Origin of the sequence: Pseudoalteromonas sp. KAN5, from assembly GCF_022846535.1 — a bacterium.
GTDB classification, from domain to species: domain Bacteria; phylum Pseudomonadota; class Gammaproteobacteria; order Enterobacterales; family Alteromonadaceae; genus Pseudoalteromonas; species Pseudoalteromonas haloplanktis.
The window spans coordinates 1508222-1521504 of record NZ_AP025589.1 but is presented as its reverse complement, the minus strand read 5'-3'; the positions used below and the strand labels follow the sequence as shown (position 1 = coordinate 1521504).

8 protein-coding genes are annotated in these 13283 nt (G+C 40.1%); 5 read left to right on the top strand and 3 right to left on the bottom strand.

Annotated features, from left to right (window positions below; all coding sequences use genetic code 11):
* Positions 1-103 precede the first annotated feature (103 nt).
* From KAN5_RS06640 to icd, 3 genes are all read left to right on the top strand, one after another.
* On the top strand, positions 104-2374 hold the full coding sequence (locus KAN5_RS06640; protein ID WP_016709371.1) for a TonB-dependent receptor: 2271 nt from the start codon (positions 104-106) through the stop codon (positions 2372-2374).
* A 30-nt stretch (positions 2375-2404) separates the two neighbouring features.
* Positions 2405-5107, top strand: a complete 2703-nt coding sequence (locus KAN5_RS06635; protein WP_244390783.1) for a 7TM diverse intracellular signaling domain-containing protein — start codon at positions 2405-2407, stop codon at positions 5105-5107.
* Positions 5108-5283: 176 nt separating this feature from the next.
* Positions 5284-6543: an NADP-dependent isocitrate dehydrogenase gene (gene icd, locus KAN5_RS06630; RefSeq protein ID WP_244390782.1), complete on the top strand. Its 1260-nt coding sequence runs from the start codon at positions 5284-5286 to the stop codon at positions 6541-6543.
* 1 nt (position 6544) lies between these two features.
* Here the strand turns inward: icd and KAN5_RS06625 are convergent, their stop codons facing one another.
* Together KAN5_RS06625 and KAN5_RS06620 are read right to left on the bottom strand one after the other, a co-directional pair.
* Positions 6545-6994, bottom strand: coding sequence for a hypothetical protein (locus KAN5_RS06625; RefSeq protein WP_244390933.1), 450 nt, complete (start codon positions 6992-6994; stop codon positions 6545-6547).
* Between the two features lie 300 nt (positions 6995-7294).
* Entirely contained in the window at positions 7295-8038 is a 744-nt protein-coding gene (locus KAN5_RS06620) for a YciK family oxidoreductase (protein ID WP_138554531.1), read from the bottom strand.
* Between the two features lie 229 nt (positions 8039-8267).
* On the opposite strand from KAN5_RS06620, the gene KAN5_RS06615 reads away from it, so the two are divergent.
* On the top strand, positions 8268-10730 hold the full coding sequence (locus KAN5_RS06615; RefSeq protein WP_244390781.1) for a VolA/Pla-1 family phospholipase: 2463 nt from the start codon (positions 8268-8270) through the stop codon (positions 10728-10730).
* 94 nt (positions 10731-10824) lie between these two features.
* On the top strand, positions 10825-11841 hold the full coding sequence (gene sohB / locus KAN5_RS06610; RefSeq protein WP_244390780.1) for a protease SohB: 1017 nt from the start codon (positions 10825-10827) through the stop codon (positions 11839-11841).
* Between the two features lie 76 nt (positions 11842-11917).
* Here the strand turns inward: sohB and KAN5_RS06605 are convergent, their stop codons facing one another.
* Positions 11918-13249 carry a dicarboxylate/amino acid:cation symporter gene (locus KAN5_RS06605; protein ID WP_016709378.1) on the bottom strand — a complete coding sequence of 444 codons (1332 nt, stop codon included), beginning with the start codon at positions 13247-13249 and terminating at the stop codon, positions 11918-11920.
* Between the last annotated feature and the right edge of the window lie 34 nt (positions 13250-13283).

Here is a 13283-nt window from a genome sequence, read left to right as displayed (position 1 = left end):
AGATTGGATTCGCTATTTAGGCGACTTTAATCAATAAATTAGTCTATAATCACAAATAATTACAGTATGTTTACATATGTTCAGTGTTAAGGTCCATTCTCTTATGAAAAGCCACACTCATGCTTTTTCAAATAGTATTTTATTACTGTGCTCATCGAGCTTTGTTTTATCTTCAGTTGTGCAGGCACAAAATGATGAAGCAACGATTACGCAAAGTAGCCTCGAAGTGATTGAGGTGTATGCCCAAAAGCGTGCACAAGCGATTGAAGACGTCAGTATTGCAGTCAGTCAGGTAAAAGGAGATACCCTAAAAAATCAACACTACAAGGATTCAACTGAGTTATCTGTTTTTGCACCAAATTTAAAAATTAGCCAAAATGCTGCTGAAGGCACACCACCGGCGGTTAATATTCGCGGGGTTGGCTTAGTTGATTACAACACTGCTAATACGTCGCCGGTGGCGATTTATGTCGATGATGTCGCTGTAGGTTCAGCAAGTAACCAAATCGTGAACTTTTTTGATATTGAGCAGGTTGATATTCTACGTGGCCCGCAGGGGACTATATTTGGCCGTAATGCAACAGGCGGCGCTATTTTGATCCGTACCAAGCGCCCCGAATTCACTGAGACGGGTTACCTAACTGCAGGGGTAGCAAATAACCATGCATTTAACATTGATGCGATGTATAACAATCAATTAAGTGATTCTACTGCATTTCGTGTTGCTATCAATCATCAAGATTATCAATACTCAACTCGCAACGCTTTTGACCAAGCACCGACTGCGGGAATGGAACAAACCAGTGCCCGGTTATCACTTTTAAGTGATTTTGATAACCTGCAATTGTTATTGCAAGGTCATATAGAAGATTGGCAAGGTATTGTCCAGCCGGTGGGTAATATTGGTATCATTGCAGATCCTTTAACTGGTGAGCGTTGTAGTGCGAGCCAAGCGGGTTCAACAAAGTGTTTTGACAATTTTGGTTTTAATGACGCAAGTGATGATTTTTATACTGTTAAGGTCAATAATGACTCCCCTCACAAAACGGATGGTAAAGGGGTCAGCGCACACCTCACTTGGCAAGTTAATGATCGTAATGAAGTTGTCTCTATTAGCAGTTATAACCAGCTAGAGCGCTCCCATGCGTTTAATTGTGATGGTTCGCCAGCACAGTTGTGTGAGGGTAGTTTAGGGCTTGATACTGATTTGTTTAGCCAAGAACTTCGCCTGCAAACACAATGGGATGGACATACTTTAACCAGTGGCCTGTACTTTGCGGACGAATCTATCCAACAAAATAATATAAATGATATTCTTCGTGATCTGCGGGGTATACTCGCTTCTGACTTAACTGCTACTTTCTTTTACGATAATCAAATTGATACGCAAAATATAGCTGCTTTTAGCCAGTTAGATTACCAACTTAATGCTGACTGGATGATTAGTGCGGGCTTACGGTATTCGTACGAATCACTTGATTATGATTCAGTTGCACACTTAAATGTTGTCATAGATACTGCGGATTTAGCGGGCAGTTTAGTGCCGTTTTATCATGTACAAGGACAGCAATCCGACAATGGCTTCTCGGGTCAAATTGCAATTAACTACCTCATTAGTGATTCAACTCACAGTTATTATCGTTTTGCCAATGGCGCCAAAAGTGGTGGTTATAATGGGGGGTTTTTATCGTCTCCTGAGCAAGCGGAACTAGCCGATTATGGTAAAGAGCGTCTCAATGCCCATGAAGTTGGCACTAAATCATGGTGGCCAGAGCAAGGTATACGGTTTAATTGGGCTGCTTTTTATTATGATTATAATGATCAGCAAGTATTTATGAATCAACCTTCTAAATCGGCGCAAAAACCACCTGTACAACTTCTTGAAAATGTTGGTGACTCAATAATTTATGGTTTAGAAGCTGAATTTGATTATCAAGCAACGGATACGTTGTCGATGCGGCTTGCACTGGGTTATATTCCTCATGCTGAATTTGAAGAATTTGAAGATCCATTAGGTAACAGTTTAACTGATAACCGCTTACCCTTTACTTCAAAATGGAATGCCAGTGTGGGCGTTGAGTATCAGTTAGAGCTAGCTGGTAACCCTTTAACTACCCAATTACTTGTTGATTACCAGTCCGAATATTATTTTGATCAAAATCAAAACCCGTATGCTATGCAAGATGGGTATAGTATCGTAAATGGGAATATTCGCTATCAAGTTGATAATTTTAGCTTTGTAGTTTGGGGGAAAAATTTATTTGATACAGAGTACAGTAATTTAAAATTTGATTTAAGTTCATTTCTTGGCATGCTAGAAGACTTTAAAGGGGAAGGTCGCCGTTATGGTCTTGATGTTAGCTATCAGTTTTAGAAACGTGCTTGCAAAGCAAAGGTCTACTTTATGTTGTTAAAGGTGGTATATAGTTTATGGAGTGTCATTTTTCTTAGCCTATTAACAACTTTTGGTTTTGAAGCGCGAGCAGCAACAGTACCTGACGTATTTATTTATACTGAACAACAGCAAGATGTTAATCTGTTTCAAGTGGGCACATTACTCGCTGCAAGTAATGATGGGTTTCCTCGCTCAAGTGCGCAGATAACCAGTTGGCTTGCTAATCAGCAGCCACAATCTGATACCACTTACTTTGGTGGCAGCTATTGGTTAGTGATAGAGCTTGAGAACCAAACTCAGTTAGATGAACTAGTGCTGTTTCCATACAACACGCTAGTGTCTCGGATTGAAACCCGCGTCTATGATATGACTGAGCCCACAACGGCTTTTGCTCGCTATTTGAGTGGCGGTGTTGAAAAAAACGAATTCGCCTTTCATTACGGAAATAAAATAACACTCAGCCCCAACAAGCGTTATTTTATGATCACTAAATATGAAAGCGACTATTTTTATACGCCACCAAAACTAGTGCTAAAACCCTATACAGACTTTTTTTCACAGATCACCGTAGAAAACATGGTGATGATGCTGTGCTTTGGTGTTGGCATCGCACTGGGCTTGTATAACCTTTTAATTTACTTCGGTGCTCGTGATGTTACCCATCTTTATTATGCGTTGTTTACAGCCTGTTGGGTGTTTGGCTGGAGTCAGTTTTTTCATATACCAGATCAAATTTTTGGTTATTACAGCGCCCATTTACATTGGGTTGGCTTTGTTTTAATTCCACTTACGAACATTCTATTTTTTAATAGCCTGCTTAAACTCAAAGAAAGTTTTCCGCACTTATCATACGCTTCTTTTATATTAGCTGCGATATCAACCGCTGGTGTGCCTGTTGCGATCATATGGCCTGGCTTTGGCTTTGTTTGGGCCACCATAGTCACCGGAGCGACTTTATGCTTTGGTTTATACATAGGCATACGCAGTTGGATGAGTGGTTTTAAGCCGGCACGCTTTTTTGTGTTTGCCTACCTTGCAATGGCTATTCCTAATATGGTTGGTAACCTCACTAATTTAGGTGTATTTCCACAAATTACGATTGATTTATACTTGCTTGGTTTGATCGGTACAGCCCTGGACGCCATGTTATTGGCTTTTGCCGTCGCGAATAAATTTAGTATATTGCACGACGAAAATGTTGAGCTGACAAAAAATCTAGAGCATAAAGTTCAATTACGTACTCAAGAGTTACAACAACTAGCTGAAGAATTGCGCGATGCAAGTGAAGCTAAAAGCCGGTTTTTAGCGAACATGAGCCATGAAATTCGCACCCCAATGACCTCAATTATTGGTTATGCAGATGGTATTATACTTGGCGATATTAAACCGCATGAGCGCAATCATGGTATACGGGTTATTTTACAAAATAGTCGTCATGTATTGGGTTTAATTAATGACATATTAGATATGTCAAAAATTGAAGCAAATCGTCTTGAAATAGACTTAGTTGAGACTGATCTATTTGCAACAATTGCCCATATTGAATCATTATTAGGCAAGCAAATACGTGATAAAGGCCTTAAATTTAAAGTCGATTATCAATTCCCACTTCCTGACTGGATAGTGTCTGATCCAACACGATTACGGCAAATACTCCTTAACTTAACAGCCAACGCGTTAAAGTTTACGACTGTAGGACATATTCAATTGTTGGTCAGCTGTACCGAAGAGCAGCTAGTGATTAAAGTCAAAGATACCGGCATTGGTATGACAGATGCTGAGCAGGCAGATCTGTTTACGCCATTTTATCAGGCAGATTCATCGATTTCTCGAAAATATGGCGGAACCGGGCTTGGCTTAAATATTTCAAAAAGTTTAGCTGAAAAGTTAGATGGCAATATTACCGTTCATTCTCATGTTGGTAGTGGCAGTGAATTTAGTCTTAATATGGCATTGTACACACCGGAGCGTGTACGTTGGATCACGAGTTTTGAAGAAATATGTGTTAGTACAGTAAAAGAGTTACCGAGCCAGTGCCAACGAAACTTAGTGGGTGAAGTTCTGGTTGCCGAGGATCACCCAGAAAATCGTGAACTTATTAAGCGTATTTTGGAACGAATGGGGTTAACGGTTACTGCAGTCGAAAACGGCCAAGATGCAGTGCAAGCGACTTTAGATCATCAATTTGATTTAATATTACTCGATATTCAAATGCCAATAATGGATGGCGAACAAGCTATACATATTATGCAGGCAACGGGTATAACAACCCCGATTGTGGCGTTAACAGCTAATACCATGCAACATGAAATTGAGCGCTATTTAAAACAGGGTTTTATTGATCACATAGGCAAACCCATTGACCGCAGTGAGTTTAGTCAAAAAATTGCGAGTTATTTAGATATTGAGATGCATGAAGAAGTAAAGCTTCCGGAACATGAATTTGAAGCACTCAAACGAGTCTATATTGGTGGTTTAAAAGCACAGCGAGATACACTGAGTGAGCAGTACGCACAAGGTAATATTGATGGTTTTACACAAAGCGTACACATGTTAAAAGGGACCGCAGGTATGTTTGATTGCGATGCTTTATATCAACACGCTTTGAAGTTAGATAAAGCCTTGAAAGCAGACAGTATTACGCTTGACAGTCAATTGGTCTCTAATGTGCTAACTGAAATCGATGATATATTATGTCATACCCCTTCATAAGCAGCATTGTTCAGCGTAAATCACTTGCCAATACACCGAGTAAGGTTATGCACAAAAGGAGTAATGCATCCATTATTTTATTGTTGAATAATAACTATAACTGCTACAAGCACGACATCACAGTGTAACCATGCTTTAATCGTGCTAAATACTCAATAACAGAATATGGCACAAGTATGAGTTATCAACATATTGAAATTCCACCACAGGGTGAGCAAATAACGATTGATAACAAAGGTGTTTGGCAGATACCAAAGCAACCCATCATCGCTTATATTGATGGTGATGGAGTAGGCCAGGATATTTCACCATGCATGCGTAACGTTGTTAATCAAGCAGTGCACATATGTTATCAAGGCCAGCGTAAAATTCATTGGATGGAAGTGTTTAATGGGGAAAAAGCCGCGCAGTTATATGATGGTGATTGGTTTCCTCAGGAGACAATTCATGCCGTTCGTCAATTTAAAATCGCAATCAAAGGGCCGCTAACAACGCCTATAGGAGGTGGTTTTCGCTCACTGAATGTTGCTTTACGTCATGAAATGGATTTGTTTGTTAATATGCGCCCAATCAAGGGTTACAAAGCACTGCCTTCGCCGTTAAAACATCCAGAAAACACTGATATTGTTGTCATTCGTGATAGCTCTGAGGATGTCTATTCAGGGATAGAATGGCAAGCGGGCAGTGTGGAAGCTGAAAAAATGTTGGACTTTTTATGTCATGAGATGGGAGTGACGCGATTACGATTTGATCAGCATTGTGGAATAGGGATAAAAAATATTTCCAAAGAAGGTTCAGAGCGACTAGTTCGGTATGCGTTAAACTATGCAATTGAGCAAAATAGTCGTTCAGTTACTTTAGTTCATAAAGGTAATGTCTTGAAATTTACTGACGGTGCATTTAAACGGTGGGGGTTTGCCTTGGCTGAACGAGAATTCGCGGCGCAAGCACATAGTAATGGACGTTGGTTAGAAATACCTCGCACAGGCCAATCACCACTTATTATAAAAGAAGTGATTGCTGATAACATGTTACAGCAAGCACTCATGACGCCAGAACAATTTGATGTTGTTGTTACGACAAATCAAAATGGTGATTATTTAGCGGATATGCTGACTGCACAAGTGGGCGGTATTGGTATTATGCCAGCAGCAAACTTGAATAATGAAGTGGCTTTTTTTGAACCCACGCATGGTACGTTTGCACGGATCGCAGGACAAAATAGTGCAAACCCCACCAGTAGTATCTTAAGCGCTGTGATGATGCTGCGTTTTATGGATTGGCACGAAGCTGCACAAGCAATTGACAATGCGTTAGCACAGACATTAGGTGCGGGTGAAGTGACGTTTGATTTACAGCAGGAGCTGCAAAACTCGACTATCCTCAGTTGTAGTGATTTTACACAAAGGATAATCGAGTGTTTAAGTTATTCATAATTTATGCTGCATTAGCGTTTTTAAGCGCACTGCGGTACGTACAAGGGCGATTAGTTAGTTCAGCAGCACGTTGATAAATCGCTTTTGCACCTTCTTCATCACTGGGTGTTCCGCTTAAAGTATCCATCAAAGCCACAACAATAATTGCAGGAACTTGACAGCAATATTCATCTAGTACTGCGGTTGTTGTTTGCGCATCAACATGGCAATGCGGATGATTGTGCTCAACTTGGTAGGCATACAGTAGTGTTTGAACATCCAAGCTATCATCCTCAAGGTGTTTGTTTTTACGACATTGACAGCCAAACTCGTCAACTAATGTTGCTAATGCTTGATAAACATCATCGCAATCAAGCGTTGTTTTTTGACAAAGTTGCTGTTCAATAAAAATGTGTAAATGACCATCGATGAATAGTCCGTCTTGTTGGGTAAAGCGAGCTGTAGTTTGCATCATAGTGTTGCCTCTTAATTGTTGTGATTGATTCATTTAGTATGAATTCACTTTAGTACTAAGCTCACTATTTATGAAATTGTTGTTTTCAATAACTGATATTGATTTAATCAATAATAAAATAAAGAGGCTGATCCTTACACTGCTATTTTGTATTGGATGTGTGCAACAAAGCGCCGCTCAGTATGAAGTCTGCTTGCATGAAACGTTTACGAGCGATGACTGTTCGAGTGAACGGCAATGCCAGTGAGTGTCTAAAAACTGGCATTGTTGAATGAGTGATTAAACTAAAAAATTTGTTTATTTTGTTTGTGCATCTAATGACTGACCATTCACATCTTTAGAATCGTCACTCATTAAATATAAATAAGTTGGCATTAAATCTTCAGGACAGGCTAATTTGTCACGGTCTTCGCCAGGGTATACACTTGCACGCATTGCCGTGTGGGTAGCTCCTGGGTTGATACAATTTATGCGAATATTCGTTTTACCTACTTCACACGCCCATGTTTGCATCATACCTTCAACGGCAAATTTGGAAATAGCATATGCTCCCCAGAATTCACGGCCTTGTCGACCGACACCAGAAGACGTAAAGATAATTGATGCAGAAGGTGATTTTCGTAACACAGGAAACATGTACTTTGTAAGCATTGCTTGAGCTGTCACATTTACTTTCATGATGTTATCAAACGTTGATGAACAAAAATGCTCTAGTGGCCCTAATGCACCAATAATTCCGGCATTGTTAAGTAATCCATCAAGTTTACCGAACTGTTGTTCAATAGTAGCCCCAAGATCACGATAATTCTGCTTGCTAGCACCTTTTAAATCCATCGGTACTATGGCCGGTTTTGGACCGCCTAATGCCACTATTTCATCATAAACGGCTTCGAGTTTGCTGGTGGTTTTACCAAGTAAGATAACGGTTGCGCCATGTTTTGCATACGTTATTGCCGCAACACGGCCAATGCCATCGCCAGCCCCTGTGATCAGGATAACTTTGTCTTGTAGGGCATTTTCAGCCGCTTTATAAGTTTGCATAATAAAGGTCCAAAATAATCAATTTCAATGATTTTAACATAGCAAAACACCAAGTTATCGAATTTATTGCAAAATAAGGTGGCGAAATTTGAAAGTTTACGTTAACTTTAACTGGTCTAATGTCTTATTAATAATCTAATTACAATATTTTAACCAAAAATTACGCTATAACTTAAAAGAACTTAATTAAACACACACATAAAAAAAGATTACGTGCGGAGCAAACAACATGAAAAAAATGCTACTCTCACTCGCAATTACAGCGGCTCTTGCTGGTTGCGGCGGCGGTGAAACGTTAGAAGATGTTAAAAATGACACACCACCGGTTATACCCGCTGCGACAGTGAAATTTGACCCTGCAAATGGGGTTATTTCGGTGCCAAATGATTTATTAATGAGCGGCACAAAAGATGGCACTATTAATATACCTGGTGAATTAGATGCCAATGGTACCTCAGTGCCACGAGCTGCCTATGCTGATCCATCAATGGCGTTAGGAGCACTTGATGGCTGGTCAAGCCAAGTACCCTACAAAATCGATTTAACATTTCCTACCGATGTCAGTTCAACTGCAACGCCGCAACCTAAATTGAGTTTAGATGAAGCGTCTGCTTCAGCACCGGGTGCTGTACGTATTTTTGAAGTAGTAATGGGCGCAAGTTTAACCGATGCAGATTGCTCGCAAGTTCCTGCAGGCGTGGCTTGTAAGTTACTCGGCGAACTTACCTTTGGTGTTGACTTTATAACCAAAGGTAGTGGTGATGCTATTGCAATTATTCCGTTAAAACCGTTTAAAGCTGGTAGCTCTTATATAAATGTATTAACGACTAGTTTAAAAGATTCAGTCGGGCGCTCTATCGAGCCGTCATCAACTTATGCATTGGTGAAACAAGAAGCGCCATTAATTACGGAATCTCAACTTGCTTTGCAAGGGGTGATAAATAGCTACGAAAATGTAATTACTTCAAGTGGAGCAATCGCTAAAGATGAAATTATATTCTCAGCAGCAATGACGATTCAATCTGTTGGCCCAGTGCTAGGCACCATAAAATCACTGCTAGCGGCGAGCCTACAAAATCCAGCTCTACCAACACCTATGGTTCAAATTCCGGAACAACCGATGTTAACGGTAGCGCAAGTTTTCGAATCGCAAGGAATGACGGGTTTATCTCCTGCATTTTCAGGCGTGCAGTATCAAAAAGGCAGTGTCACGTTACCTATGTACTTATCTCAACCAAAAGGGAAAGAAGTTTCAGATTTGGCGGATACTTATTGGCAAGGTATGTGCGATAACGCTGCGGCGGTGTTAGCTTATAAGGCATCAGAGGGTGAGAATTTTCCATCTGAACCCGTTAGCATTAACGATGCAACTTGTGCCGCACTCAGTGATGGGCGTCTGCGTGACTTAGGGTTAGATACAACCAAGCATTTAACTAAATATAACTCAATTCCTAAAGTACAAAGCTTAGAGCCTGTGCCTGTACAAGTTACTAAACCGATTCTAGCTGTGATCAATAACGTAAGAGCGCAATTAGAAATGCCGGCAATAGAAATGCCAGCGGGTGGCTGGCCAGTTGTGATTATGCAACACGGTATTACGTCTAAAAAAGAAGACATGTTAGCATTAACGGCAAGTTTAGCTATACAAGGGTTTGCAACAGTAGCAATTGACCACCCTGTACACGGTGAGCGTGGTATTGATGTTGATGATGATGGGGTTGATGATTTCAATGCGTCAACTGGGTCTGTTTTAGCGTATATGAATTTGCAATCACTGCTTGTAGCACGGGATAATTTAAGACAATCTTCTGCTGATTTACTCGGTCTTCGTTTAGGTTTAAACCTGACTAATGATACGTCTTTAAATACACAAGATGTGTCGTTTATCGGTCATTCTTTAGGTTCAATTGTTGCCCCAGCTTTTATTGCGCAAGCTAATAATCCGCTTGATGAGCAAGTGGATGGCCTATTTAAAGTTAATACAGTGGCCCTTGCAAGTGGTGGCGGAGGTATTGCTAGTTTCTTATTAGAGTCTGCGTCTTTTGGTCCATTCGTACAAGGTTCAGTACTATTGGCTGCTGGAACAACTGAGTCTGCTGAATTCGCGACTTATTTACAAACTGATGCAGTTTCTAACTGTGGAGTGTTCGCAGCAAACCAACAAGCGTATGTAAGCTGTGCATACCCAGAATACATTGCCTCGCTTACGATGGCAGGAGAAACAGCAAAAATAGCAAATATCCAAGGGGTGATGACTCAGTTCTCATTTGCGGCACAAACGGTACTTGATAGTGGTGACCCAACTAATTACGCGGCTGCTGTTAAAGCACTTGCTACGCCTGTATATATGAATGTTGTAGTTGGTGATGGTGAAGGTAATAAACCTGATCAAGTAATTCCGCCGATGACTGTTAATAATCCTATTGCAGGTTCATTACCATTAGCTAACTTAATGGGCTTAACAACGGTAACACAATCACAAGCACCAACTGGAGAGGCTATGAGCTATTTAGTGAAGTTTACTAAAGGGCATCATAGTTCGGTGCTAACACCAGCACCCAATGCTGATGCAGGATCGACTGTGCAAGGTAGCGCCGCTGCGACGAGTGAAATGCAATTACAAATTGCCAGTTACTTAGCAACCCGGGGTCTAGCATTATCAATTAATAACACAGATATTGTGACGGACTAATTTTCCAACCTGTTAAAAAATACAAAGCCACTGAAAAGTGGCTTTTTTTTGTTTGAATGGTAAATTAGGTTAAATTTTTATTTGGAGAATACAATTGGAATTTTTATATGAGTACGGCCTGTTTTTTGCCAAAGCGGTGACTTTTGTGATTGCTGTTGCTGCTATTATTTTAATCAGTGTAGCTGCAGCGGCAAAGCCTAAAAGTAAAAAAGGGGAAATTCAGATTGATGATATATCAGAGCAACTTGATGATTTAAAAAATAATTTTATCGAAAGTACGTTATCTAAAAAAGCATTAAAAGAGCATCATAAATCACAAAAAAACTTGGCTAAAAAAACAGCTGAAACTGATAGCAAACCGCGGTTATATGTTATCGACTTTAATGGCAGTGTGGATGCGCATGAAGTTGACAGCTTGCGCGAAGAGATCACTGCAATCATCTCAATTGCTGATCCTAAGCAAGATAAAGTGCTGGTTAGATTAGAAAGCGGTGGCGGTGTGGTTCATGGTTACGGTCTGGCTGCATCACAACTGCAACGTTTGAAAGATAAGGGGATTTACCTTAGCGTTTCAATAGATAAAGTGGCAGCCAGTGGGGGTTACATGATGGCATGTGTAGCGGACGAAATCGTTGCTGCCCCGTTTGCAATTGTGGGCTCAATTGGTGTGATAGCGCAAATTCCAAACTTTAATAAAATTCTTAAGAAAAATGATGTTGATTTTGAACAGATCACCGCAGGTGAGTTTAAACGCACATTAACACTATTTGGTGAAAACACTGATAAAGCGCGTGAGAAATTTAGGGATGAAATAGAACAAACTCATGATTTATTTAAACAGTTTGTTAGTAGTCAACGACCTAGTTTGGACATCGATCTAGTTGCAACAGGTGAGCATTGGTTTGCAACTCAAGCAATTGGGAAAGGGCTCGTTGATAAAATTCAAACCAGCGATGACACATTATTAAGCCATCAAGACGAGCGGCAAATCTATAAAGTAAAATATAAAGTTAAGAAGAGCCTAAGTGATAAATTTGCTTTGGGCTTGAGTAATACGATGAACCAAACAGGCATCTCATTACTTTCTCGTTTTAAAGGATTAAACCCATAAAGGTTAGCTCGCACTTTTAAGTAATAAAAAACCCGCAAATGTGCGGGTTTTTTATTACAAAGATACACAAGCAATACTAGTCAGTTGATTTATGGTAGTCCTCTAAATCTTTCGCTGCATCAGGGTCGTTAAATACATCCTCATCCAATTGACCTTCAGATTTAGCAACGACACATGTAACCATACAGTCACCTGTTACATTAACTGCAGTACGCGTCATATCAAGTAATCTGTCAACCCCGATAATAATTGCAATCCCTTCAACAGGTAAACCAACTTGATTAAGTACCATAGCAAGCATGATCAAGCCTACGCCTGGAACTCCGGCAGTGCCAACAGAGGCAAGCGTTGCAGTTAAAATGACCATCAAGTAATCAGAAATTGTTAAATCAACACTGAACACTTGGGCAATAAACACCGTCGCAACACCTTGCATGATTGCAGTGCCGTCCATATTGATGGTCGCACCTAGCGGTATTGTAAATGAAGCAACTGAGTTTTTTGCACCTAATTTTTTGGTGGCAGTTTCTAATGTGATAGGCATAGTTGCACTTGAGCTGGAAGTACTAAAGCCAAACAGGCATGCATGCTTCATTTTCTTTAAAAATATAATCGGGTTTAAGCCTGTTAGTAACTTTAACAAAATGGTGTAGTTCACAAATGCATGAATAGCTAGCGCAGCCATTACTACGCCAAAGTACTTTGCAAGGCTAACAATCAGATCGACTTCTATAGTGGTAAATAGTTTAGCCATTAAAAAGAACACGCCATAAGGGGCAACGTTCATTAATAGCGTCACTAATTTTAAGATCACGGTATTTAAATCTTCAAAAACGACAGCAACACGTTTACCTGCGCTACCGCTCAGTGCCATGGCGATACCAAATAATAAGGAAAATACTATCACCTGCAACATGTTACCACTGGCCATTGCATCGATTGGATTGGTTGGAAACATATCAATAATGACTTGTGCAAGCGTTGGCGCTTCTTTTGCGTTATATGCGGCATCACTTGGTAAATTAATACCTTCACCTGGGTTCACTAGTAAGGCTAAAGTAATTGCAACTGTTATCGCAATAGCAGTCGTAATGAGGTAAAGGCAGATTGATTTACCACCTAATCGTCCTAACTTTTTTGGGTCACTTAAACTACAAGTACCACAAACAAGTGAAACAAAGACTAATGGTACAACTAGCATTTTCAAACTGGCGATAAATATTTGTCCACCAATATGAAATAAACCATCAACAAAAAAGCCTTTAATTGGCAAAGAGAATAATCCAAGTGGGATTAGATAATCGTCTTCGCCAGCTAATATTGCTTGGAAAATAAAGCCTACTGCAACACCCAAAAACATACCAATCATGATACGGGTGGTTAAACTCATTGAACGGATTTTCGACATAGTAACAATCTATTTTTTATAAATTTGCCATAGC